The organism is Microbacterium sp. Root1433D1 (assembly GCF_001426835.1).
In the GTDB taxonomy this organism is placed as follows: Bacteria; Actinomycetota; Actinomycetes; order Actinomycetales; family Microbacteriaceae; genus Microbacterium; species Microbacterium maritypicum.
This window is the reverse complement of sequence record NZ_LMFN01000001.1, coordinates 865,365-887,578: the sequence shown is the minus strand read 5'-3', so window position 1 is coordinate 887,578 and position 22,214 is coordinate 865,365. Positions and strand designations below refer to the sequence as shown.

Below are 22,214 nucleotides of genomic sequence, written 5' to 3'. Positions count from 1 at the left end.
CGTGTGCCCGGTGCGGGTGCATGTGCCGGATGTCGGGAGGAATCACGGATGCAGGAGCGGATGCCGGCGATTCCTCCGACATGCGTGCATTCTCCCGACAGGTGAGCAGGGCGGAGAGGCCGGGATCCAACGCGCCGCCGCGTCACGGCGTGACGGCGTCAGAGGCGGCGGAGGAAGGTGAGCTGCGACGACGGTTCGACGATCAGCTCCTGCAGCGCCGCGTTGAAGGGCACTCCGGCGGGGGCGGCGATGTGCGCCTGGAACGCCGCTTCGTCGCGATAGACCTCGTAGACGAAGAAGCGGTCGGGGTCGTCGACGAGCCGGGTCGCATCGAAGACGACGTTGCCCTCCTCGGCGCGCACGACCTCGGCGAAATCGCGCAACAGGGCCGCCACACGGTCGCCCGCTCCGGGCTGGGCGGTGAAGGTGGCGTGCAGGATGGTCGGCTCGGACACGGTGTCTCCTCGGGGATGTCGGGCGTGGAGTCGGATGCTCATGGTCATGCTCGTGTGCAGGGGGAGAAGATCACGGCGCGAGGGTCAGCAGGCGGGCCGGGGTGGTCACGAGCATCCGGTGCACGGCGTCGTCGCCGACGGCCGCGCGGAGGCGCGGGAGGTAGCGGTCGCCGAGGTAGGCGAGTCCGGGCATGCCGCCGTAGGCGATGTACCGCGTGCGCCGGGCGACGTCGCCGCCGAGCACGATCCGGTCGCCGGCCCCGCGCTCCACCACCGCGACCGTCAGAGCGAGCAGCTCGGCGTCGGAGCGGGTGCGCGGACGCGCGAAGCCGTCGTAGCCGAGGTGGGCTCCGCGTTCGGCGAGTGACACGTGCAGACCGGGGTCGGGGTCGCGGTCGGCGTGCGCGAGCACGACCCGATCGGCGGGCACCCCTTCGGCGTCGAGCAGGTCGAGCACCTCATGGGCCGCTGTGCCGAACTCCAGATGCACCATGATCGGAGCGCCCGTCGCGCGGTGCGCCTCGGCCACGGCGATCAGGGTGGTGCGCTCGAACGCACTGATGCGCCAGTAGTCGGCGCCGCCCTTGAGCAGACCTGCGCGCACGGGTCCGCCATCGGGCGCGGCAGCGAGGGACACCTCGGGCGTCTCGAAGATCTCCCCGTCGTCGGCGGGCATCCCGCGCGTGATGTCGGCGATGAAGAGGGCGGCCAGACGCTCGGCGGTCCACACCTGCATCGGATGGTCCGCGCCGTAGTGGGCCTCGCGGTGTCGGCCGGTCGTCGCGACGATGTGCAGTCCGGTCGTCGCACTGATCCGGGCCAGGGCTGCGGGGTCGCGGGCGAGGCCGAACGGTGTGGCATCCACCATCGCCTCGAACCCGCTCGCCTGCAGCAGGGCTGCTTCTTCGCCCGAGGCCTTCTCGTCGTCGAGCTCGTCGCCCGGAAGCAGCGGCGACACCTGGAACAGGTGCTCGTGATAGTCCACCCGCCCGAGCAGCGCCGGGTCGATATCGCCGAGCACCGTGCGGACGAGGGCGGACATCAGCGCACCGACTCCGCGGCCTCGGCGAGCCGTTCGACGATCTCGGGCGTCAGGTCGAGATCGAACACATCGGCCACGACCTGCGACCAGCCGTGGATGAAATACTGCCAGCCGTCGACCACGTGCAGCCCGCGTGCAGGCGCCTGCGCCTCGGCCTGGTGGAGGAACTCGAGCGTGCCGCGGTAGTTGAACTCCCACGCGTACGCGCCCTCGGGGAACACCACGGCGTCGGTCAGAGGAGAGCCGGGCCGGTCCTTGCCGAGCCCCGTCGCGTTGGCGATCACCGATCCTGCGGGGGCGGCGGCCACCAGCGCGTCGGCATCTTCGGCCGAAGCGGTCACCACGTACTCGATCAGCCCCTCCCTGGTGCCGTGCTGACGGTGCACCTCGCGCAGGTGGTCGAGCTTGTCCTGCGTGCGGGCCGTCACCGTGATCTTCGCCGGGGCGTCTTCGCGTTCGGCCAGCGCCCAGCTCAGGGCGGTGCCCGAACCTCCGGCGCCGAGGATCACGACCGCGGCCCCGGTGCGGGCGAAGTGGTCGGCGGGAAGGAAGTCGTTCAGGGCGAGGTCGACCGTGATCGGGTCCTTCGCCCGCCCCGACAGGACCGGGCCCCGTTTGGAGATGCTGGAGATCTCGGAGCACGACACCGCGAACGGGTCGAGCTCGTCGAACAGGTCGGAGGCGGCGGAGTACACGTTCATCTTGTGCGTGGTCACGAGCGCCCCGCGGTGATGCGGGTCATCGCGGATCTGCTCGACCATGGCGCGGTACTGCGCAGGCTCGGCATCCATCGGCAGGTCGTGGCCGAGCAGGGTGCGGGTCGGCAGGCCCAGGATGTCGGCCCAGAGCGGGAAGACCTTCATGATCGACGATGACGCGGTGGTCACCCCGACGAACCCCATGTAGTCGGCGGATGCCGTGGCCGGAGTCGCGGCCTCTGTGCGGACGGCGTCGATGGTCATCGGGTCTCCTCGGGGACGGGGACGGGAACAGGGACGGGGTCGGGGACGGGGACGGGGATGGAGGCGTCGGGCACGGGGTGGGCGGGCTCGGCACCCGACAGCACGGCGATCACGTCGGCGAGCGAGAGGGAGCCCATGTTGTCGACGGCCTGCGTGGTCTGCGCGCCCAGGTGCGGGGTGACGATCACGCGATCGGCGAGTTCGGGCGCGAGCAGCGGACTGTCATGTGCGGCCGTGTCGCCGTCGAGGGTGTCGGCCGCGTAGCAGGCGAGGATGCCGTCGTGCAGCGCCCGTGCCACGGAGGCTTCGTCGATCAGATCGCCGCGGGCGGTGTTGACCAGCACGGTTCCCGGTCGCATGTCGGCCAGACGCTCGGCGTCGACCAGCCGCTGGCCCCCGGGGGCGTGCAGGGTGATGACGTCGGCTCGGTGGAACAGGTCGTCGAGCGCGACGGGTTCCGCACCGCGGGCACGCACCACATCGTCGGGCAGGAACGGGTCGGCGGCGAGCACGCGCGGCCCGAAGCCGCGCAGTCGCGCGGCGACCCCCTGGCCGATCCGTCCGAAGCCCACGATCCCGACCGTGGCGGCCCCGAGTTCCCGCCCGCGACGCACGCTCCAGTCGCCGGCGCGCACGCGGCGGTCGCCGTCGGGGACGAAGCGGAGGGCGGCGAGCATGAGACCGACCGCGTGGTCGGCCACCGCATCGGCGTTGGCGCCCGGAGTGTTGGTCACCGGGATGCCGCGGTCTCGCGCCGCTGCCAGGTCGACCGACTCGGTGCCGACGCCGTACCGGGCGACGACCTTGAGCTTCGGAGCCGCGGCGAGATGCTCCTCGGTGACCGCGCCGGTGCCGGCGATCCACGCGTCGGCGCCGTGCAGCAGCGACCGCAACTCGTCGAGGTCGTGGTGCGCCGGACCGCGGAGGATGCGGTGTCCCGCCTGAGCGGCGCGTTCCACCAGATCCAGGTCGCCGTCCGAGAACGAGCGGCTGGTGACGAGGATGACGCCCATCAGCGCGGCCGTCCGGCGAACCACGGCGCGAGGGCCGTGTAGGCATCGACGAAGCGGGTGTGCCGCTCGGCGTAGACGGCGTGGCGCCCGGCATCCGGGGTGAACTCGGCGGTGACCTCGCTCAGGGCGCGGGCGGCAGAGAAGTCGGTGAGTCCGAGTCCGACCGCAGCGGTGACCGCGGCACCGAGGCTGTTCGCCTCTTCCACGATCGTGCGTCGGCGCACCGGCACTCCCCACACATCGGCGAGCACCGAGAGGTACACGTCGCTCTGGGCTCCGCCGCCGACGGCATCGATGCGGTCGATCACGGCGCCTGATTCACGGAACGCCTGGATGCAGCTGAGCAGGTTGAACGCCGTGCCCTCCAGCACGGCCCGCACGAGGTGTGCCCTGCCGTGGTGGCGGGCCAGCCCGATGAACGCACCCCGGGCATCCGGGTCCCACATCGGGGAGCGTTCCCCGAGCAGGTAGGGGAGGAAGTAGAGGTCGTCGGTGTCGACGTCGGCGGATGCCTCGGCCGTGAGCCGCGAGGTCTCGGGGTGCGCGGGGTCGGGCGAGAGCGCCTCGGCGATCCACTGCACGGAGGCGCCGCCGGCCTGCATGGTGGCGGTGGGCACGAACGAGCCGGGAACGACGTTGTCGAACGTGAACGTGCGCATCGCAGGGTCGTGCAGCGGGGCGTCGGCCGCGAACGAGATCCACGACGAGGTGCCCAGGCACACGTACGCGCCGTCTTCCGGGGCGACGACACCCGAGCCGACGGCGGCGAGCGGTCCGTCGCCGCCACCCATCACCACGCGCACTCCCGTGTGGAGTCCGAGAGCAGCGGCGGCGGCATCGGTCAGTGTGCCGGCGGTCTGCGTGGATTCCAGGATCTCGGGGAACAGAGCGGGGTCGAGGCGCGCGGCCTGCAGCACCTCGTCGGACCAGGTGCCGCGCGCCTGGTCGTAGGCGTTGGTGCCGGATGCATCGGAGCGGTCGGTCGCGAGGCGCCCGGTCAGACGCAGCACGATGAAGTCCTTCGCGACGCACACCCGACGCACGCGCGTCCAGGTGTCGGGCTCGTTGTCGCGCACCCACATGATCTTCTCGACCGAGTAGGTGGGGTTGAGGCGGTGGCCCAGGATGCCGTAGGCACGCTCGGCGCCGATCGCGACCTCGAGCTCGCGTTGCTGGGCGCCGGCCCTGGTGTCGGCCCAGATGATCGCCGGACGGGCGGGTTCGCCGTCGGCATCGAGCAGCACGGCCCCCATCATCTGGCCGCTGACCACGAGTCCGGCGATGTCGGTCGCGGCCGTGCCGGTGCGCGCGATCAGGTCGCGCGTGGCGGCGACGACCGCGTTCCACCAGTCCGCAGGGTTCTGCTCGGCGACCCCGCCCGCGGCGAAGTGCGCGGGGTAGGGGACGGTGACCGAGGCGACGAGACGGCCGTCGTCATGATGCAGCGAGGCCTTGTTCCCGGTCGTACCCAGGTCGTGCGCGATGATCATGGCCGGAGCCTATTCCGCGTAGGGACGCAGGTCGACGCCGGAGGCTGCGCGATAGGCACGCGAGCCCATTCCGTGCTCCAGCACCCAGCCGTAGTCGTGCCCTGCTCCTCCCGGATACACCGCGAGGAAGGCGTAGGGCTCGTCGCCGGTGTTGACTGAGCGGTGCGCCCAGCCCGGCGGGATGTAGCCGATGGTGCCGGGGAGCATGTCGAGCCATTCGGTGCGCTCGCCGTCGAACATGAGCAGGCCGCCGCGGCCCTGCAACGCCAGGTAGATCTCGCCCTGGTGGTTCGGGTGCTGGTGCCCCTTGGTCATCCAGAGCTCGCCGCCGGTGTCGCCGGGCATGATCGTGGTGATCGACTGCGGCAGCTCGCGGTCGGCCTCGGGCACGGGGGAGCTCACGACCGTGTAGACGACGGGGTTCTCGCCGGCGGATGCTTCGGCCCAGGCCTCGGCGTCGAGGAAGAGCCCCTCGAGGTCGGACATCCGCCGGGTGAGGGTCGGCCCCTCGGGTGAGAGCGTCAGCTTCTCGGCGTCGAAGGCGATCGCCATCGGAGAGATCGGCGGGGTGTGGAACTCGGGCATCGGTGCTCCTCGTAACGGATGCTGCGGCGCTGCGCAACCTGTAATGACAGGTTCACTGTACCTGTTATGACAGGTTGCGTCCAGGGGTGCATGCCTGCTGCCGCTCCGGTCGCCGTTGGTGCCGCCTGATCGCGAAGAATCCGGCAGGAAGTGCGACTGGAGCGCGGAGGGGTCGCCGGCGTCAGTGCCGGGTCACTCGGCGGTGCGCCTCGCGCGGTACGCGGCGACGGCGTTGCGGTTCGCGCACGTCGTGGAGCAGTAGCGCTTCGAGCGGTTGCGCGAGAGGTCGAGCGCGATCGACTGGCAGGTGTCGTCGTCGCACACGGAGAGGCGCGAGCCCTCGTCGGCGCGGATGACGTCGATCAGGGCCATCGCGGTCTCGATCAGGATGCGCTCGGCGAAGGGCTGCTCATCGGCGACGGCGTGCAGGTGCCAGTCCAAGCCGTCATGGCGACGCAGCGCCGGGGTGAGCCGGGACTCCGCGAGCGCGTCGTTGACGTGCGCGGCCATCTCGTCACGCGGTGCCAGCAGCATCGCGCGCAGGCGCGGACGCAGATCGCGCAGCGAGGCGACCTCGACCTCATCGCGGTCGAGGCGCCCGGTGTAGGGGAACTCGCGGAGGAAGGTGTCTTCATCGTCGAGGTCGGTCAGCGCGTCCGGCTGTTCGGCGGAGTTCGCGAGCCAGACGGCGGAACGCAGCGCCTCCTCCGTGTCATCGGTGAAGATCATGTTGACATCTTACAGCGCGCGCGAGTAGCGTCATCGATCATGAGCAAGGTGAGAAGTGACACGGTGGTCTCCTCCGCACGAGGCGTGCGCCTCGGACTGCCGCTCGCGCTCGCCGCGGCCTTCGCCTTCGGCATGTCGGGCGGGTGGGCGCGAGGGCTCATCGATGCCGGATGGACGCCCGGGGCTGCCGTGACCGCCCGCATCTGGGTGGCCGCTCTCGTGCTGCTGATCCCGACGATCCTGTCCCTCCGAGGGCGGTGGGTGCTGCTGCGTCGCAACGCCGGCATGATCCTCGCCTACGGACTGCTGGCTGTCGCCGCGACCCAGCTCTTCTACTTCCAGGCCGTGGCCGTCATGGACGTGGGTCTGGCTCTGCTCATCGAGTACACCGCCCCGGTCGCGGTGCTGCTGTGGCTGTGGCTGCGAAGGGGTGAACGGCCGACCCGCCGCAGCATCCTCGGCGCGGCCATCGCCTTCGTCGGGCTCGTGCTCATGCTCGACATCCTCACGGGGGCCGACGTGAACGTGGCCGGCATCCTGTGGGCACTCGGGGCGATGGTGGGCGCGGCGACCTACTTCGTGCTCTCGGCCAAGGTCGACACCGGGCTGCCGCCCATCGCCCTCGCCGGGAGCGGTCTGCTTCTCGGCGCGGTCGGGCTCACCGTGGCCGGTGCGATCGGCGTGCTGCCGATCGCGTGGACCACCGACGACATCGCGTACCGGTTCGGCAGCGTGCCCTGGTTCGTGCCGGTGCTGGCGATGGGGGTCGTGGCGACCGCGCTCGCCTACCTGCTCGGCATCGCCTCCACGCGGATGCTGGGTTCGCGGCTCGCCTCCTTCGTCGCACTCGCCGAGGTGGTGGCGGCCCTGCTGTTCGGCTGGCTGCTTCTCGGGCAGCTGCCCGACCTGCTGCAGGCGCTTGGCGGCGTGCTCGTGCTCGTGGGCGTCGTGGTCGTGAAGCTGGGTGAGCCCGTCGCGGCGGAATTCGTCGAGCCGATGCCCGCGGGGGCGCCGGCGCTTCCTGCGAAGAATGTATACGAGAAGCCCGCTCAGGAAGAACTCTGACCCTTCAATCTCGGTTTATGTATACACTGAGGGCATGACCCTCGCTGTGGAACGCACCTCCGCGAGTGATCGCGCGTACGCGGCTCTGCTCGATGACATCCAGTCGGGCACGCTCCCGGCCGGTTTCGTGCTCGGCGAGGTCGAACAGGCCGAGCGCCTGGGTGTGAGCCGCACCCCGATGCGTGAAGCGCTGCGTCGACTCATCGCGGATGGGCTCGTCGTGCAGCAGTCGCCGCGGGTCACCGTGGTCGCCGATCTGGATGCCGACGACATCCGCTCCCTCTTCGAGATCCGCCGCGCGCTCGAGGAGAGCTCAGCCCGCCTCGCCGCCACCAGGGGAGACGCCGCCCTGTTCGCCGCACTCGCCGACGAGTTCGCGCACGTCGACCTCGACGCCGTCGAAGGCCGTGACGCCTACTACGCGCTGATCGCCCGCTTCGACGTCGCCCTCGACGCGGCCGTGGCGAACGACTACATCGCCTCGGCGCTGCGCACCGTGCGCACCCACCTCGTGCGTGTGCGCCGGATGGCTCGCGACAAGCCCGCCCGGCTCGCCGCCTCCGCCGCCGAGCACCGCACCATCGCCGAGGCGCTCGCCGCCCGCGACGGCGACCTCGCCGCCCACGCCACGCACGTGCATCTGCACAACGCGCTCACCGGCATCCTCGATTCCCTCGAATCCCGCAACAGTGAAGGATAAGAAATGACCGTCACCCACCACGTCCGTGTGCACCGCAGCGACGAGAACCTCGCCAGGGAAGAGCAGCTCGCCTGGAAGATCGCCGAGGTCGCCGCCGACCAGGTCGAGGTCGAGCAGGACGTCGTCGACATGATCATCAACCGCATCATCGACAACGCTTCGGTGGCTGCGGCCTCCCTCACCCGTGCGCCCATCAACGCGGCCAGGGCCCAGGCGTTCAGCCACCCCGTCTCGACCGGCGGCGTCGGTGCGAACCTGTTCGGTGCGGCGCTCGATCACCGCACCAGCCCCGAGTGGGCCGCCTGGGCGAACGGCGTGGCCGTGCGCGAGCTCGACTACCACGACACGTTCCTCGCCGCGGAGTACTCGCACCCCGGCGACAACATCCCGCCGATCCTCGCGGTCGCGCAGCACACCGGGAAGGACGGGCGGGCGCTCGTGCGCGGCATCGCCACCGGCTACGAGATCCAGATGGACCTGGTGCGCGCGATCTGCCTGCACAAGCACAAGATCGACCACGTCGCCCACCTCGGCCCGTCCGCCGCCGCCGGCATCGGCACCCTGCTCGGCCTCGACGTCGAGACCATCTACCAGGCCGTCGGGCAGGGCCTGCACACCACGACCGCCACGCGACAGAGCCGCAAGGGCGAGATCTCGACCTGGAAGGCGCACGCTCCGGCGTTCGCCGGCAAGATGGCCGTCGAAGCCGTCGACCGGGCGATGCGCGGACAGACCAGCCCCGCCCCCATCTATGAAGGCGAAGACGGCGTGATCGCCTGGATGCTCGACGGCAAGGACGCGTCGTACGACGTGCCGCTGCCCGCCGCCGGTGAGCCCAAGCGCGCGATCCTCGACTCGTACACGAAGGAGCACTCGGCCGAGTACCAGGCGCAGGCGCTCATCGACCTCGCCCGCAAGCTCGGGATCGAGAACCCGGCACTGCGCGACCCGGCGAACATCGATCAGATCGTGATCCACACCAGCCACCACACCCACAACGTGATCGGCTCCGGCGCGAACGACCCGCAGAAGTACGACCCGACCGCGTCGCGAGAGACGCTCGACCACTCGGTGCCGTACATCTTCGCGGTGGCCCTGCAGGACGGCGGGTGGCACCACGTCGACTCCTACGCCCCCGAGCGCGCGGGCCGTGCCGACACGGTCGCGCTGTGGCACAAGATCACCACGGCGGAGGACGCCGAGTGGACCCGCCGCTACCACTCCGAGGACCCGGCCGAGAAGGCGTTCGGCGGTCGTGTGGAGATCCGCCTCGCCGACGGCTCGACCGTGGTCGACGAGATCGCCGTGGCCGATGCGCACCCGCTGGGGGCTCGTCCGTTCGCCCGAGAGAACTACATCGCGAAGTTCCGTCTGCTGGCGGAGCCCGTGCTCGAGCCCGCCGAGATCGAGCGGTTCCTCGCCCTCGTGCAGCGCCTGCCCGAGCTGACGGCTGCCGAGGTCGGCGAGCTCTCGATCGTCGCGAAGCCCGGCCTGCTCGAGGCTGCTCCTGCTCCTGCGGGACTGTTCTGATGCTGTACTCCACCGTCACGCCCGCCGAGAAGCGCCGACTGTTCCGCGAGCGTCTCGCGAGCGGGGAGCTGCTGCGCTTCCCCGGTGCGTTCAACCCGCTGAGCGCGCGCCTGATCGAGCAGAAGGGCTTCGACGGCGTCTACATCTCCGGCGCCGTGCTCTCGGCTGACCTGGGCCTGCCCGACATCGGCCTCACGACGCTCACCGAGGTGGCCGGAAGGGCGAAGCAGATCGCCCGTATGACCGACCTCCCCGCGATCGTCGACGCCGACACCGGCTTCGGCGAGCCGATGAACGTCGCCCGCACGATCCAGGAGCTCGAAGACGCGGGCCTCGCCGGCACGCACATCGAGGATCAGGTCAATCCGAAGCGCTGCGGCCACCTCGACGGCAAGGCCGTGGTCGACGAGAACACCGCGATCAAGCGCATCCGTGCCGCAGCCGACGCTCGTCGCGACGAGAACTTCCTCATCATGGCGCGCACCGACATCCGCGCGGTCGAGGGTCTCGACGCCGCGATCGACCGTGCCAAGGCGCTGGTCGACGCCGGTGCCGACGCGGTGTTCCCCGAGGCCATGCGCACTCTCGCCGAGTTCGAGGCCATGGCCGCGGCGCTCGACGTGCCGATCCTGGCGAACATGACGGAGTTCGGCAAGAGCGAGCTGTTCTCGGTCGACCAGCTGCGTGACGCGGGCGTGAACCTGGTGATCTGGCCCGTGTCGCTGCTGCGCATCTCGATGGGGGCCGCAGGCCGCGCACTGGATACTCTGAACGAAGAGGGGCACCTGACCTCCGCGCTCAGCGAGATGCAGCACCGCGCCGATCTCTACGATCTGATCGACTACGAGTCGTACAACCACTTCGACTCTGGCGTCTTCAACTTCACCATCACGAAGGAGTGACCATGACCGAGCCGGACATCAAGAAGGGCCTCGCGGGCGTCGTCGTCGACACGACCGCGATCTCGAAGGTCAACCCCGAGACGAACAGCCTGCTGTACCGCGGCTACCCCGTGCAGGAGCTGGCGGACACGCAGCCGTTCGAGGCCGTCGCCTACCTGCTGTGGAACGGCGAGCTGCCCACTCCGGAGGAGCTCGCAGCCTTCCGGCTCGAGGAGCGCAAGCACCGGACGCTCGCCGACAACGTCAAGACCGCGATCGACCTGGTCCCGCTGGATGCGCACCCGATGGACGAGGTGCGTACCGCGGTCAGCCTGATCGGCGCCTCCGACCCCGGCGCCGGCGGCTCGGTGCTCGACGCGGGCGGCAGCCCCGAGCAGAACCTCGAGCGCAGCATCCGCCTGTTCGCCGCGCTTCCTGCGATCGTCGCCTACGGTCAGCGTCGTCGTCGCGGCCAGGAGATCATCGCTGCACGCTCCGACCTCGACTACTCCGCGAACTTCCTCTGGATGACGTTCGGCGAAGAGGCGGACGACGTTGTGGTGGATGCCTTCAACCGCTCGATGATCCTCTACGCCGAGCACTCGTTCAACGCCTCCACGTTCACCGCGCGCGTGATCACCTCGACCCTGAGCGACATCTATTCGGCGGTCGTCGGCGCGATCGGCGCGCTCAAAGGTCCGCTGCACGGTGGCGCCAACGAGGCCGTGCTGCACATCTTCGACGACATCGGCACGGCCGACAACGTCGTGCCGTGGCTCGACAAAGCACTCGCCGAGAAGCGCAAGATCATGGGCTTCGGGCACCGCGTCTACAAGAAGGGCGACTCGCGTGTGCCGACCATGAAGGCCGCGCTCGACACTCTCGTGGAGCATTACGACCGCGCCGACGTCGCCGCTCTGTACGACGCTCTCGAGTCGGAGTTCGTGGCGCGCAAGGGCATCTACCCGAACCTCGACTACCCCTCGGGCCCGGCCTACAACCTGATCGGCTTCGACACGCTGACCTTCACGCCGCTGTTCGTGGCGGCGCGGGTGACGGGCTGGACCGCGCACGTGATCGAGCAGGCCGGATCCAACGCGCTGATCCGTCCGCTGTCGCACTACGACGGCCCGGACGAGCGGCACGTCGCGGTCTGAGCGTCGCGGTCAGCGGGTGAGCCAGCTCCGCAGGGACCGGGTCACGAACGGCAGCACCCAGTACGCCATGATCGGCGTGAGCACGAGGGTGGTGGCCAGCACCCGCGCCCAGATCGGCAGCTCGTTCCACCCCGGCACGGGGCTCATCGCGTAGGTGAACGCGAGGTTCACGGGGAAGAAGCCCAGCCAGATCGAGGTCGCCTGCTTCCACCGCGGGGGAGCGGGGGCGACGGTGACCGTCTCGGTCGTGCCGTCGGCGGACGGCAGCGTGATCGTGCCGGTGGTCGGCTCGTCGAACCAGCCCTCGATCCCGGTGCGGCGCTTGGAGCGCTCGCTGCGCACGAAGCCCTGGCCCATCGACAGCCACCAGGCCCGCTCTGCCGACTGCTCCCAGGCGGTGAGCGAGTCCTCGCTCGCGAACCGGTAGAGCATGTGCCACACCTGCGAGTCCTCGCCGGCGCGCACCCAGCCGGAGCCGAGGAAGCCCGGGTACTTCGTCGCGAGGTTCACCCCCGTCTGCACCCAGGCGGTCGCCTCGACGATGCGCTCGGGGTCGACTTCGCGGCGAATGGACACGGTGAGGGGTTCGGACATGGTGGGGTCCTCGGGGAACGGGCGCCCGGGGTCGGGGCGTCGAAGCGGATGCGCCAAGGGTGGCGGCGCACCGTCGATTCTAATTCGGATGCGGCGTGCTCCCGGCCGCTCCCGCCTCCACGAGGAGGACCCCCGCCGACCCGATTCGGCGGGGGTCTCGCGGCGTGGAGCCGCGACGGGAGCGAGAGCGCTCACCGTGTGCGCGGTAGACGTGACACCCGATCCGGTCTGAGTCTCTGTCCGCGCACCTGCAGTTGTACCCGGTCGAGATGACGCGGCGGTGAACACGGCGCGAACAACCTCGATCGACGCAGACGCCGCCGTGCGCGCGGAATACAAGGATGTCCTAGTAAATGTCCGGCCCTCCGAGTAAACTCCCCAATGTGCCAACGACGGCACGGAGGGATGTCACACAATGACTCGTACTATCCCGCACTTCGTGGGCGGATCGCTTCTCACTCCCGACTCCGGTCGGTTCGCCGACGTGTTCGATCCGAGCACCGGCGCCGTGCAGGCGCGCGTGCCGCTCGCCTCGGCCGACGAGGTGCGCCGCGTGATCGCGAACGCAGAAGAGGCGCAGGTCGCGTGGGCCGCGACCAACCCGCAGAAGCGCGCTCGCGTGCTGTTGCGGTTCCTCGACCTGGTGCAGCGGGAGATGACGTCACTGGCCGAGCTGCTCGCGAGCGAGCACGGCAAGACGGTCGACGATGCGAAGGGCGACATCCAGCGCGGCCTCGAGGTCATCGAGTTCGCAGCCGGCGCTCCGCACCTGCTCAAGGGCGAGTACTCCACCGGTGCGGGAACGGGCATCGACGTCTACTCGATGCGGCAGCCGCTCGGGGTCGTCGCCGCGATCACCCCGTTCAACTTCCCCGCCATGATCCCGCTGTGGAAGGCCGGCCCCGCGCTCGCCGCCGGCAACGCGGTGGTGCTCAAGCCCAGTGAGCGCGACCCCTCGGTGCCGGTGCGCATCGCCGAGCTCTTCCTCGAAGCGGGTCTCCCCGCAGGTGTCCTCAACGTCGTGCACGGCGACAAGGAGGCGGTCGACACGCTGCTCACCGACGAGCGCATCCGCGCCGTGGGCTTCGTCGGATCGACCCCGATCGCCGAGTACATCTATGCGACGGCCGCGGCGAACGGCAAGCGCGCGCAGTGCTTCGGCGGCGCGAAGAACCACATGATCGTGATGCCCGACGCCGACCTCGATCAGGCCGTCGACGCGCTGATCGGCTCGGGGTACGGCTCGGCGGGCGAGCGCTGCATGGCCATCTCGGTCGCTGTCCCGGTGGGACAGGAGACGGCCGACGCGCTGGCCGCCAAACTCACCGAACGCGTCGCCCAGCTGCGGGTCGGCCCCTCTCTCGCAGCCGATGTCGACTACGGCCCCCTGGTCACACGGGCGGCCGTCGAGCGGGTCGAGGGCTACATCCAGCAGGGCATCGACGAGGGGGCGACACTCCTCGCCGACGGTCGCGGCTTCACCGTGGAAGGGCACGAGGAGGGCTTCTACCTCGGACCGACCCTGTTCGACCACGTCACCACCGACATGGCGATCTACCGTGAGGAGATCTTCGGCCCCGTGCTGGTCATCGCCCGCGCCGCCGACTACGAGGAGGCGCTGCGGATGGCCTCGGAGCACGAGTACGGCAACGGCGTCGCCATCTTCACGCGCGACGGCGACGCGGCCCGCGACTTCGCCGCCCGCGTCGAGGTGGGGATGGTCGGTGTGAACGTGCCGATCCCGGTCCCGATCGCGTACTACACGTTCGGCGGCTGGAAGCGCAGCGGATTCGGCGACCTCAATCAGCACGGAACCGACGCCTTCCGGTTCTACACGAAGACCAAGACGGTGACGAGCCGCTGGCCCGCAGCAGGCATCCGCGATGGTGCCAGCTTCGTCATCCCGACCATGCACTAGCCCCGGAAACCTCCCACAAGGAAACCACGATGACCATGACCACCGTCACCACCACCGCCGAGGAGCGCGAGGCGATCATCGGCGCCGTCCGCGAGTTCGCCGAGACCGAACTCGCACCCTACGCCGCCGAGCGCGACGAGAAGCACCTGTTCCCGCGGGAGTCGCTCAACCGTGCCGGCGAGCTCGGGCTCGGCGGCATCTACGTCGACGAGGAGTTCGGCGGCAGCGGCCTCAGCCGTCTCGACACCGTCGCGATCTTCGAGGAGCTCGCGAAGGGCGACCCCGCGGTCGCGGCCTACATCTCCATCCACAACATGGTCGTCTGGATGATCGACACCTACGGCGACGACGCCCAGCGCGCGCACTGGCTGCCGATGCTGACGGCCATGTCGGAGTTCGGCGGCTACTGCCTCACCGAGCCGGGTGCAGGATCGGATGCCGCGAACATCGCGACCAGCGCCGTCCGCGACGGCGACGACTACGTTCTCACCGGAGTGAAGCAGTTCATCTCCGGAGCGGGCGAGGCTGCCGTCTACGTCGTCATGGCGCGCACGGGAGAGCCGGGTGCGCGCGGCATCAGCGCCTTCCTCGTCCCCGGCGACTCCGAGGCGCTGAGCTTCGGCGCCCCGGAGAAGAAGATGGGCTGGCACGCGCAGCCCACCCGCCAGGTGATCCTCGACGGTGTGCGGGTTCCCGCCTCCTCCATGCTCGGCGACGAGGGTCGCGGGTTCGCGATCGCGATGTCCGCGCTCAACGGAGGCCGTCTCAACATCGCCGCCTGCTCGCTCGGGGGCGCCCAGTGGGCACTCGATCAGGCCGTGAAGTACGTGCACGAGCGGATGGCGTTCGGCGAGCCGCTCGCCGAGAAGCAGTCCATCCTGTTCGCGATCGCCGACATGCGCACCGATCTGCACGCCGCACGTCTCATGGTGCGCGACGGCGCGCAGGCGGTCGACGAGCACGCACCCGACGCGACGATGCGCTGCGCCATGGCCAAGCGCTTCGCGACCGACGCTGGCTTCGACGTCGCCAACAGGGCGCTGCAGCTGCACGGCGGCTACGGCTACCTGCAGGACTACGGGATCGAGAAGGTCGTCCGCGACCTGCGCGTGCATCAGATCCTGGAGGGGACGAACGAGATCATGCGACTGATCGTCGGACGTGAGATGCTGCGGCCGGCGGGTTCCGCCTCCCTCCAGCGCAACGGCGGAGATCAGATGCGGAGCGGATCATGACGGCGCCGTCCTCCCCGGTGGTCGTCGCGTTCCTCGGCCTCGGGCACATGGGACTGCCGATGGCGAAGAACCTCCTCGCCGCGGGACATGAGGTGCACGGCTTCGATCTGGTCCCCGCGGCCATCGAAGCGGCGCAGACGGCCGGCATCCCGGTGGCGGCGAGCGGCGCGGATGCCGTGGCCGACGCGGATGTCGTCATCACCATGTTCCCCGCCGGAAAGCACGTGATCGAGGCCTATCGCACCGAACTGCTCGCGGCCGCCCGCCCCGGCACGCTCTTCATCGAGTCGTCGACCATCGCCGTCGATGAGGCTCGGGCCGCCCACGCTCTCGCGCTCGCCGCCGGGCACCGCAACGTCGACGCTCCGGTGTCGGGAGGCGTGGTCGGCGCGGAGAACGGCACCCTCGCCTTCATGGTCGGCGGGTCGGACGACGACTTCGCAGCCGCCCTCCCGCTGCTCGAGGTCATGGGAAAGCGCATCGTGCACTGCGGCGGTCCCGGCCTCGGCCAGGCGGCGAAGGTGTGCAACAACATGGTGCTCGCGGTCTCGCAGATCGCGGTAGCCGAGGCGTTCGTGCTGGGGGAGCGGCTCGGGCTCGAGCATCAGGCGCTGTTCGACGTCGTCTCGCAGGCCTCGGGCCAGTGCTGGTCGATCACGACCAACTGCCCCGTGCCCGGCCCTGTGCCCACGAGTCCTGCCAACCGCGACTACCAGCCGGGTTTCGCCGGGGCGTTGATGGCGAAGGATCTCGGCCTCGCGCTGCAGGCGATCGAGCAGACGTCGACGGATGCCAGGATGGGCCGTCTCGCGCAGGAGATCTATGCCGCGTTCGCGGCCGGCGACGGCGCGGGGCGCGATTTCTCCGGCATCATCACCGACATCCGCGACGACCTCGTGTGATGATCGGTACTTCGACGGAGAGGGTGACATGACCGAGTACGAGACGATCCTGGTCGAGCAGCGCGGACGAGTCGGGTGGATCACCCTGAACCGTCCGGAGGCGCTGAACGCGTTGAACAGCCGGCTCGCGGACGAGGTCACCGCCGCGGCCGTGGCCTTCGACGCCGACGAGGGCGTCGGCGCGATCGTGGTGACCGGATCCGAGAAGGCCTTCGCCGCCGGCGCCGACATCAAGGAGATGGAGGGCATGTCCGCGGCGCAGATGCTCGAGACCGATCATTTCGGGGTCTGGCACGAGTTCGCCGCGGTGCGCACGCCCGTGATCGCCGCGGTCTCCGGCTTCGCCCTGGGCGGCGGATGCGAGCTGGCGATGATGTGCGACATCATCCTGGCCGCCGACAACGCGAAGTTCGGACAGCCCGAGATCAACCTCGGCGTCATCCCTGGCATGGGCGGAACCCAGCGACTGATCCGCGCGGTCGGCTACTACAAGGCGGCGGAGCTGGTGCTCTCCGGTCGATTCATGGGAGCGGAGGAGGCCGAGCGCTCCGGCCTCGTCTCCCGCGTCGTCGCGGCATCCGACCTCCTCGCCGAGGCGACGAAGCTGGCTGACACGATCGCGTCGAAGTCGCTGCCGTCGGTCTATGCCGCGAAGGCCGCGCTGGATGCGGCCATGGAGACGCCCCTGGCCGAGGGACTCGCGCACGAGAAGCGGGCCTTCGCCGCCCTGTTCGACACCGCGGATCAGAAGGAGGGCATGTCGGCCTTCCGCCAGAAGCGGTCGCCCGACTTCCAGAACCGCTAGCGCGTCGTGAACAACTCCTCGGAACAGAGTGCGCCTCGCCGGAAGCGGCTCTCAGCGCCGTGCCCGACGAGAATTCCTGCGGAGATGTGCACCACCTCAGCCGCGGAGCGCGTCGACGATCTTCGCGATCCGGCGCTCGCGCGTCGCTTCCTGCTTGGCCTCGGCCACGCTGCGCGCGTGCTCCTTGCGCACGGTGTACGACAGGGCGTCGAAGGCCGCGCGCACAGCAGGGTCGGCATCGAGGGCCGCGGCGAGTCCCGGCGGTACCTCGACCGTGCGCTCGGCCGAATCCACCCGGATCACGGCGTCGACCTCCTGGCCGATCTCGAGCCCCAGGTCGGCACGCACGGCTTTGCTGAAGCCGATCATGTTCTCGCTGCCCATCCGCGCCAGGCGCAGGCGGGCGGTGCGTCCGCCGACGGTGACGGCCACGGGGAAGGCCTTGCCGGCGCCGAGGGAGGCGACCTGCTCATCCGTGAGGAGGATCGCCGCAGCGGGGCCACGGCCGGTGAGGACGGTGTGCAGGCGCAGTTCGCTCATGCCGAAAGAGTACGCCCGGGGCCCTCGAGTTCGGCGGTGAGAATCGCGTTGCGCTCCGTGATGAGGCGGCGCATGTACTCCCGCATGAACAGCGCGTCGACGAGCCGGCCGAGCGGGCCGAACGGCGAGCGGAAGGTCACCGTGTCGTGCATGAGCGTGCCGGACGGGTGCTCCTCGAACCGGTGCTCGTGCAGGAACGCAGCGAACGGGCCCGAGATCTGCCGGTCCGAGAATCCGTTCGGGGGATCGATGTCGAACACGATCGAGCGCAGCCGGAGCGGGACGCCGAAGTGGCGTGCCCGCCAGGTCGCGGTCGTGCCCTCGGTGAAGGCGCCGCCGGCCGGTGCCTCGATCATCGTCTCGCCGAATCGGGCCATGCTCTTCACGTGCAGTGCAGGGTCGAGCGACGCGGCGAACACCTCCGCGGGGGCCGCACCGACGACCGTCTCGAGTGCGAACCGGGCCATGTCAGAGGGCTTCGGGCTGCGGACGCGGATCGGCGAAGTCGCCCGCGTCCTTGCGCAGCCTGGCCACGATCGCGACGAGCTCGGCGGCGTCGTCGCGGCTCAGACCGGGCTGGGCGAAGACGTCGGCGTTGAGGGCCTGGGTGGCGCGCTCGACCAGTTCCCGGCCGGACTCGGTCAGGACCAGGAGCGCGGCGCGTCCGTCGTGCGGGTGCGGTTCACGCGCGATCAGGCCGTCGCGCACCAGCCGCTCCGCCGTGCTCGTGACCGTGGTCGGGTGCACCTGCAGTCGGGCGACCACGCTCGAAAGCGGAAGGCTCCCCGCGCGGCTGAAGGCCAGCAGGCGCAGCACCTCGTAGCGGGCGAAGCTCAGAGCGAAGGGCTTGAGGGTCGCATCGACGCGGGCGAGCAGCAGCTGCTGGGCGCGCATGACGGAGGTGACCAGGGCCATGCCGTCGGCGGCATCCGTCCATCCGTGCGCGAGCCACTGCCGCTTCGCCTCGGCGAGCGGATCGATGGGGAGCGGACGGGGTCGGGCCATTTCTCTACGGTAGTGGCGGGAGGGTGGGGTGCGGCGACGGCGCGCGACGCATCCTTCGCTGTAGCCGCTGAGTCTCAGTCGCATGTGAGCTGGAACTCAGTATCGCGGTCTAGAATTGCAGCAGTCGTGAGGAGCAATCGATGAAGATCTTCGTCCTGGTCAAAGAGGTGCCGGACACCTATGGCGATCGCAAGCTGAATCTCGAGACCGGACTCGCCGATCGTGCGGCGGGGGATGTGGTCCTCGACGAGATCACCGAGCGCGCTCTCGAAGTCGCACTCAGCTACGCCGACAAGAACGACGGCACCGAGGTGGTGGCCGTCTCGATGGCTCCGGAGGGCTCGACGGCCTCCCTTCGCCGGGCGCTCGCGATCGGTGCCGGCTCCGCCGTGCACATCGCCGACGAGCAGCTCGCCGGTGCCGACCTCGGCCTCACCGCCGAGGTGCTGGCCGCGGCGATCCGCCGCGGCGCCCCCGACCTCGTGATCACCGGCAACCTCTCGACCGACGGCTCCGGTGGAGTGATCCCCGCGATGATCGCCGAGCATCTCGGGTTCGCGCAGGTCACCGCCCTTTCCGCGGTGGAGATCACCGCAGACGGCGTCTCGGGAGTCCGAGGCGCGGACGCCGGCAGCCAGCCGGTCTCGGCGCCGCTGCCCGCCGTGATCTCGATCACCGAGGCGCTCCCCGACGCCCGATTCCCCAACTTCAAGGGGATCATGGCGGCGAAGAAGAAGCCGCTCGAAGTGCTCTCGCTCGCCGACCTCGATGTGTCGGCAGATCCGTCCGCCGCCCCGCGGACCATCATGACGACCGTGTCGGAGAAGCCCCCGCGGGCTGCCGGCGTGAAGATCACCGATGAGGGCGACGCGGCCGACAAGCTCGTCGACTACCTCGTGCAGAACAGGCTGGTGTGAGATGACTTCCTCCGAGAACCCGATCCTCGTCCTCATCGACGTCGATCCTTCCGGCTACGTCGCGAGCAGCACGGCGGCGCTCCTCGGCGCTGCTTCCACGATCGGCTCGCCCGTGGCTCTGATCGTCGGCGGGAGCCCCGCCGCGGTGGACCAGGCTGCCGCGGCAGGAGCATCCGTCGTGCTGACCGCCGACGGCGACCCCGCAGCGCTCACCGTGCCGATCGTGGACGCCCTGCAGGCCGCAGCCGCGCAGGTGCGCCCCGACGCCGTGCTGATCTCGAACTCGATCTCCGGTCGTGATGTGGCCGGACGCTTCGCGGTGCGCACGAAGAGCGCGCTGTCGGTCGACGCCGTCGGGGTCTCACGCGACGACGAGGGAGTGCTCGCGCATCACTCGGTCTACGGCGGGGCGTATCTCGTCGATTCGGCTCCCACCTTCGGCACCCCCGTGATCACGGTGCGTCAGGGTGCGGTGGATGCGCGTGCCGAGGCCGTGCCGTCGCACTCGGTCGAGGTGCTCGATGTCACGCCGTCCGGCGCCGTCGCGGCGACGGCAGGTCCGGTCGAGGCGGTCGAGGTCGCCTCTTCCCGTCCCGAGCTGCGCGGAGCGACGCGCGTCGTCTCCGGCGGTCGGGGCCTCGCGTCCAAGGAGAAGTTCGTGCTCGTCGAGGAGCTCGCCGACGCACTCGGCGCGGCCGTCGGCGCCTCCAGGGCAGCCGTCGACGCCGGGTACATCCCGCAATCGCACCAGGTCGGTCAGACCGGGGTGTCGGTGTCGCCGCAGCTGTATGTCGCGCTCGGCATCTCCGGAGCGATCCAGCACCGCGCGGGCATGCAGACGTCGAAGAACATCGTCGCGATCAACAAGGACCCCGAGGCGCCGATCTTCGACGTCGCGGACTTCGGCATTGTCGGCGACGTGTTCGCCGTGGTCCCGCAGGTGATCGCCGCCCTCGAGGCGCGGAAGAAGTAGCCATGGCGACGCGGATGCTGCGACGCGGTCTGCCGCGCGTGCCGGGTGGAGAGCCCTGGCCTCCCGCCGATGCGGTGGCCGTCGACGCGGCCGCAGCGGAACCGGAGGCCGGTGCGGCCCCGGAGACGGTGGCGCACGCGGTGACGCCGGCTGCGGTCGCCGCCGTCGACAGCGGGGTGACGACCGGTGCGGTGGATCCGGCACGGGCGGTCGCTCCTGCGCCGCCTACGGATGCCGCTTCTCCGGCGACCTCCGGAGCACTGCGCATCCGTCGCGGTCTGCCGCGGGTCTCGGGCGGCGAGCCCTGGCCGCCGTCGCAGACCCCCGCCGCCCTCGCTGCCGCGGCCCCCGCTCCGCACGCGACGACGGCGGAACCGGCCGCAGAGGCAGCATCTCCCGTGTCGACGGCGATGGCGACCGCGCCGGAGGCGGCCGCCGCATCGACCGCCCCCTCGTCCGCAGTCGCCGAACCCGAGGCGCAGCCCGCCGCGGCCGGCGGTGTCCGTCGTGGCCTGCCCCGAGTGGTCGGTGGCGACCCCTGGCCGCCCGCGGACACTGTTCCGCTCGTGCGGACAGCCGCAGGATCCGCTCTTCTCGAGCCCGTCGCCTCCGAGAGCACGCCCGCTGCCACTGTGGAAGCGCCAGCCGTGGAAACGCCCGCAGCGGCCGCGACCGCCGTGGCCGTCGCCGGCTCTGCTCCGGCCATCGCCGACGTCTCGATGCCTCTGCCCTGGACCCGCACGGTATGGAACGGGCGCGCACCGCGTCACATCCTTGCCGCATCGGCGCCGGCAACCGACCGCCGTCGTCCGACCTGGACGCAGGCGATCGGCGTGCTGTTCGGCGCCGCTGCGCTCGGAGTGCTCGCAGGAGCGGCGATCGCCTTCGTGCGGACGCTCCTGAGCTTCCCGTTCATGCAGGACTTCCTCGCAGCCTTCCCCGGCGAGTACGAACCCGCGATCGCGGTCGAGCCCGGGTTCTCGCCCTGGATCGGCTGGCAGCACTTCTTCAACATGTTCCTGATGGTGCTGATCATCCGCTCGGGCCTGCAGGTGCGCACCGAGAAGCGGCCGACCGTGTTCTGGACGCCCCGGGGCAACCCCAAGGGGAAGATCAGCCTCAACCTCTGGTTCCACCAGTCGCTCGACATCCTGTGGCTCGTGAACGGCGTGATCTTCGTGGTCCTTCTGTTCGTCACCGGGCACTGGGTGCGCATCGTGCCGACGAGCTGGGAGGTGTTCCCGAACGCGCTGTCGGCGGCACTGCAGTACGTCTCGTTCGACTGGCCGCACGAGAACGGCTGGAACAACTACAACAGCCTGCAGCAGCTCGCCTACTTCGCGACCGTGTTCATCGCCGCACCGCTCGCGGCGATCACCGGGTTCCGCATGTCGGGGCTGTGGCCCAAGAAGGCCGAGAAGCTGTCGAAGGCGTACCCGGTCGAGTGGGCGCGGGCGCTGCACTTCCCGATCATGCTCTACTTCGTGGCGTTCATCATCGCCCACGTCGCGCTCGTGATGCTGACCGGATTCCTGCGCAACCTGAACCACATGTTCGCGGCGCAGGATGCGGTCACCTGGACCGGATTCTGGGTGTTCGTCCTCTCGCTCGTGGTGATCGCGATCGCGTGGGTGGCCGCCCGCCCGCTCGTGCTCGCCCCCATCGCGAAGGCGTTCGGGAAGGTCTCCGGACGCTGAGCCGGAGCTAGCCTGAGGG

At 70.1% G+C, this 22,214-nt stretch carries 23 protein-coding genes; 12 read left to right on the top strand and 11 right to left on the bottom strand.

The genetic code is table 11. The annotated features are described in order from the left end of the window. Positions 1-158: 158 nt before the first annotated feature. The 7 genes from ASD13_RS04290 to ASD13_RS04260 all read right to left on the bottom strand — a co-directional run bounded on the left by ASD13_RS04290 (position 159) and on the right by ASD13_RS04260 (position 6,276). Positions 159-455: a putative quinol monooxygenase gene (locus tag ASD13_RS04290; RefSeq protein ID WP_235562463.1), complete on the bottom strand. Its 297-nt coding sequence runs from the start codon at positions 453-455 to the stop codon at positions 159-161. Between the two features lie 70 nt (positions 456-525). Next, positions 526-1,497: a phosphotriesterase family protein gene (locus ASD13_RS04285; RefSeq protein WP_055866103.1), complete on the bottom strand. Its 972-nt coding sequence runs from the start codon at positions 1,495-1,497 to the stop codon at positions 526-528. Further along, complete coding sequence (locus ASD13_RS04280) at positions 1,497-2,459, bottom strand: shikimate dehydrogenase family protein (RefSeq protein WP_082531383.1); 963 nt, start codon at positions 2,457-2,459, stop codon at positions 1,497-1,499. Before ASD13_RS04280 ends, ASD13_RS04285 begins: the two co-directional genes overlap by 1 nt. After that, a complete protein-coding gene (locus ASD13_RS04275; RefSeq protein ID WP_082531382.1) occupies positions 2,456-3,496 on the bottom strand; it encodes a phosphoglycerate dehydrogenase in 1,041 nt (346 codons plus the stop codon). Before ASD13_RS04275 ends, ASD13_RS04280 begins: the two co-directional genes overlap by 4 nt. Next, complete coding sequence (xylB, locus tag ASD13_RS04270; protein ID WP_055866101.1) at positions 3,472-4,962, bottom strand: xylulokinase; 1,491 nt, start codon at positions 4,960-4,962, stop codon at positions 3,472-3,474. Before xylB ends, ASD13_RS04275 begins: the two co-directional genes overlap by 25 nt. Before the next feature lie 9 nt (positions 4,963-4,971). Beyond that, the gene (locus tag ASD13_RS04265; RefSeq protein ID WP_017829485.1) at positions 4,972-5,547 is read right to left on the bottom strand and encodes a glucose-6-phosphate isomerase family protein; all 576 of its coding nucleotides are present in this window, start codon (positions 5,545-5,547) and stop codon (positions 4,972-4,974) included. A gap of 192 nt (positions 5,548-5,739) precedes the next feature. Beyond that, complete coding sequence (locus tag ASD13_RS04260; protein WP_055866099.1) at positions 5,740-6,276, bottom strand: CGNR zinc finger domain-containing protein; 537 nt, start codon at positions 6,274-6,276, stop codon at positions 5,740-5,742. A gap of 39 nt (positions 6,277-6,315) precedes the next feature. Between ASD13_RS04260 and ASD13_RS04255 the strand changes: the two genes are divergently transcribed. The 5 genes from ASD13_RS04255 to ASD13_RS04235 are packed head-to-tail and all read left to right on the top strand — an operon-like array spanning position 6,316 to position 11,609. Further along, a complete protein-coding gene (locus ASD13_RS04255) occupies positions 6,316-7,341 on the top strand; it encodes an EamA family transporter (RefSeq protein ID WP_055866096.1) in 1,026 nt (341 codons plus the stop codon). 34 nt (positions 7,342-7,375) lie between these two features. Continuing rightward, entirely contained in the window at positions 7,376-8,041 is a 666-nt protein-coding gene (locus tag ASD13_RS04250; protein WP_055866094.1) for a GntR family transcriptional regulator, read from the top strand. Between the two features lie 3 nt (positions 8,042-8,044). Next, the gene (locus ASD13_RS04245) at positions 8,045-9,571 is read left to right on the top strand and encodes an MmgE/PrpD family protein (protein ID WP_055866092.1); all 1,527 of its coding nucleotides are present in this window, start codon (positions 8,045-8,047) and stop codon (positions 9,569-9,571) included. Continuing rightward, positions 9,571-10,473: a methylisocitrate lyase gene (gene prpB / locus ASD13_RS04240; protein ID WP_055866091.1), complete on the top strand. Its 903-nt coding sequence runs from the start codon at positions 9,571-9,573 to the stop codon at positions 10,471-10,473. The genes ASD13_RS04245 and prpB overlap by 1 nt, the downstream gene beginning before the upstream one ends. A 2-nt stretch (positions 10,474-10,475) precedes the next feature. After that, the gene (locus ASD13_RS04235) at positions 10,476-11,609 is read left to right on the top strand and encodes a bifunctional 2-methylcitrate synthase/citrate synthase (RefSeq protein ID WP_055866088.1); all 1,134 of its coding nucleotides are present in this window, start codon (positions 10,476-10,478) and stop codon (positions 11,607-11,609) included. 9 nt (positions 11,610-11,618) lie between these two features. Here ASD13_RS04235 and ASD13_RS04230 read toward each other — a convergent pair whose 3' ends face one another. Continuing rightward, positions 11,619-12,203 (bottom strand): antibiotic biosynthesis monooxygenase, encoded by a 585-nt coding sequence (locus tag ASD13_RS04230; protein ID WP_055866086.1) that lies wholly within the window; start codon positions 12,201-12,203, stop codon positions 11,619-11,621. A gap of 415 nt (positions 12,204-12,618) precedes the next feature. Between ASD13_RS04230 and ASD13_RS04225 the strand changes: the two genes are divergently transcribed. From ASD13_RS04225 to ASD13_RS04210, 4 genes are read left to right on the top strand one after another with little or no spacing between them, the layout of a single operon-like run. Further along, on the top strand, positions 12,619-14,121 hold the full coding sequence (locus ASD13_RS04225) for a CoA-acylating methylmalonate-semialdehyde dehydrogenase (RefSeq protein ID WP_055866083.1): 1,503 nt from the start codon (positions 12,619-12,621) through the stop codon (positions 14,119-14,121). A gap of 29 nt (positions 14,122-14,150) precedes the next feature. Next, positions 14,151-15,356, top strand: a complete 1,206-nt coding sequence (locus tag ASD13_RS04220) for an acyl-CoA dehydrogenase family protein (RefSeq protein WP_055866081.1) — start codon at positions 14,151-14,153, stop codon at positions 15,354-15,356. After that, positions 15,353-16,258: a 3-hydroxyisobutyrate dehydrogenase gene (gene mmsB / locus ASD13_RS04215; RefSeq protein ID WP_055866079.1), complete on the top strand. Its 906-nt coding sequence runs from the start codon at positions 15,353-15,355 to the stop codon at positions 16,256-16,258. The genes ASD13_RS04220 and mmsB overlap by 4 nt, the downstream gene beginning before the upstream one ends. Before the next feature lie 28 nt (positions 16,259-16,286). Next, positions 16,287-17,063 carry an enoyl-CoA hydratase-related protein gene (locus ASD13_RS04210; protein ID WP_055866076.1) on the top strand — a complete coding sequence of 259 codons (777 nt, stop codon included), beginning with the start codon at positions 16,287-16,289 and terminating at the stop codon, positions 17,061-17,063. Positions 17,064-17,159: 96 nt separating this feature from the next. Here the strand turns inward: ASD13_RS04210 and ASD13_RS04205 are convergent, their stop codons facing one another. Genes ASD13_RS04205 through ASD13_RS04195 form a run of 3 tightly spaced genes read right to left on the bottom strand, consistent with a single transcriptional unit; the run spans position 17,160 to position 18,608 of the window. Beyond that, positions 17,160-17,603: a YdeI/OmpD-associated family protein gene (locus ASD13_RS04205; RefSeq protein WP_055866074.1), complete on the bottom strand. Its 444-nt coding sequence runs from the start codon at positions 17,601-17,603 to the stop codon at positions 17,160-17,162. Beyond that, positions 17,600-18,070 carry an SRPBCC family protein gene (locus ASD13_RS04200; protein ID WP_055866072.1) on the bottom strand — a complete coding sequence of 157 codons (471 nt, stop codon included), beginning with the start codon at positions 18,068-18,070 and terminating at the stop codon, positions 17,600-17,602. The genes ASD13_RS04205 and ASD13_RS04200 overlap by 4 nt, the downstream gene beginning before the upstream one ends. Before the next feature lies 1 nt (position 18,071). Further along, positions 18,072-18,608, bottom strand: a complete 537-nt coding sequence (locus ASD13_RS04195; protein WP_017829471.1) for a MarR family winged helix-turn-helix transcriptional regulator — start codon at positions 18,606-18,608, stop codon at positions 18,072-18,074. A 140-nt stretch (positions 18,609-18,748) separates the two neighbouring features. Between ASD13_RS04195 and ASD13_RS04190 the strand changes: the two genes are divergently transcribed. Genes ASD13_RS04190 through ASD13_RS04180 form a run of 3 tightly spaced genes read left to right on the top strand, consistent with a single transcriptional unit; the run spans position 18,749 to position 22,195 of the window. Continuing rightward, positions 18,749-19,525 carry an electron transfer flavoprotein subunit beta/FixA family protein gene (locus tag ASD13_RS04190; protein ID WP_017829470.1) on the top strand — a complete coding sequence of 259 codons (777 nt, stop codon included), beginning with the start codon at positions 18,749-18,751 and terminating at the stop codon, positions 19,523-19,525. A 1-nt stretch (position 19,526) separates the two neighbouring features. Further along, positions 19,527-20,498, top strand: a complete 972-nt coding sequence (locus ASD13_RS04185) for an electron transfer flavoprotein subunit alpha/FixB family protein (RefSeq protein ID WP_055866071.1) — start codon at positions 19,527-19,529, stop codon at positions 20,496-20,498. 2 nt (positions 20,499-20,500) lie between these two features. After that, positions 20,501-22,195, top strand: a complete 1,695-nt coding sequence (locus ASD13_RS04180; RefSeq protein ID WP_055866069.1) for a cytochrome b/b6 domain-containing protein — start codon at positions 20,501-20,503, stop codon at positions 22,193-22,195. The last annotated feature ends 19 nt before the right edge of the window (positions 22,196-22,214 follow it).

Coding starts and splice junctions, on each gene's coding strand:
- ASD13_RS04260 (WP_055866099.1), bottom strand. CDS start 6,276: ATGATCTTCACCGATGACACGGAGGAGGCGCTGCGTTCCGCCGTCTGG.
- ASD13_RS04185 (WP_055866071.1), top strand. CDS start 19,527: ATGACTTCCTCCGAGAACCCGATCCTCGTCCTCATCGACGTCGATCCT.
- ASD13_RS04255 (WP_055866096.1), top strand. CDS start 6,316: ATGAGCAAGGTGAGAAGTGACACGGTGGTCTCCTCCGCACGAGGCGTG.
- ASD13_RS04205 (WP_055866074.1), bottom strand. CDS start 17,603: ATGAGCGAACTGCGCCTGCACACCGTCCTCACCGGCCGTGGCCCCGCT.
- ASD13_RS04190 (WP_017829470.1), top strand. CDS start 18,749: ATGAAGATCTTCGTCCTGGTCAAAGAGGTGCCGGACACCTATGGCGAT.
- ASD13_RS04235 (WP_055866088.1), top strand. CDS start 10,476: ATGACCGAGCCGGACATCAAGAAGGGCCTCGCGGGCGTCGTCGTCGAC.
- ASD13_RS04245 (WP_055866092.1), top strand. CDS start 8,045: ATGACCGTCACCCACCACGTCCGTGTGCACCGCAGCGACGAGAACCTC.
- ASD13_RS04200 (WP_055866072.1), bottom strand. CDS start 18,070: ATGGCCCGGTTCGCACTCGAGACGGTCGTCGGTGCGGCCCCCGCGGAG.
- ASD13_RS04230 (WP_055866086.1), bottom strand. CDS start 12,203: ATGTCCGAACCCCTCACCGTGTCCATTCGCCGCGAAGTCGACCCCGAG.
- ASD13_RS04210 (WP_055866076.1), top strand. CDS start 16,287: ATGACCGAGTACGAGACGATCCTGGTCGAGCAGCGCGGACGAGTCGGG.
- xylB (WP_055866101.1), bottom strand. CDS start 4,962: ATGATCATCGCGCACGACCTGGGTACGACCGGGAACAAGGCCTCGCTG.
- ASD13_RS04250 (WP_055866094.1), top strand. CDS start 7,376: ATGACCCTCGCTGTGGAACGCACCTCCGCGAGTGATCGCGCGTACGCG.
- ASD13_RS04220 (WP_055866081.1), top strand. CDS start 14,151: ATGACCATGACCACCGTCACCACCACCGCCGAGGAGCGCGAGGCGATC.
- ASD13_RS04285 (WP_055866103.1), bottom strand. CDS start 1,497: ATGTCCGCCCTCGTCCGCACGGTGCTCGGCGATATCGACCCGGCGCTG.
- ASD13_RS04280 (WP_082531383.1), bottom strand. CDS start 2,459: ATGACCATCGACGCCGTCCGCACAGAGGCCGCGACTCCGGCCACGGCA.
- ASD13_RS04195 (WP_017829471.1), bottom strand. CDS start 18,608: ATGGCCCGACCCCGTCCGCTCCCCATCGATCCGCTCGCCGAGGCGAAG.
- ASD13_RS04180 (WP_055866069.1), top strand. CDS start 20,501: ATGGCGACGCGGATGCTGCGACGCGGTCTGCCGCGCGTGCCGGGTGGA.
- prpB (WP_055866091.1), top strand. CDS start 9,571: ATGCTGTACTCCACCGTCACGCCCGCCGAGAAGCGCCGACTGTTCCGC.
- ASD13_RS04225 (WP_055866083.1), top strand. CDS start 12,619: ATGACTCGTACTATCCCGCACTTCGTGGGCGGATCGCTTCTCACTCCC.
- ASD13_RS04265 (WP_017829485.1), bottom strand. CDS start 5,547: ATGCCCGAGTTCCACACCCCGCCGATCTCTCCGATGGCGATCGCCTTC.
- mmsB (WP_055866079.1), top strand. CDS start 15,353: ATGACGGCGCCGTCCTCCCCGGTGGTCGTCGCGTTCCTCGGCCTCGGG.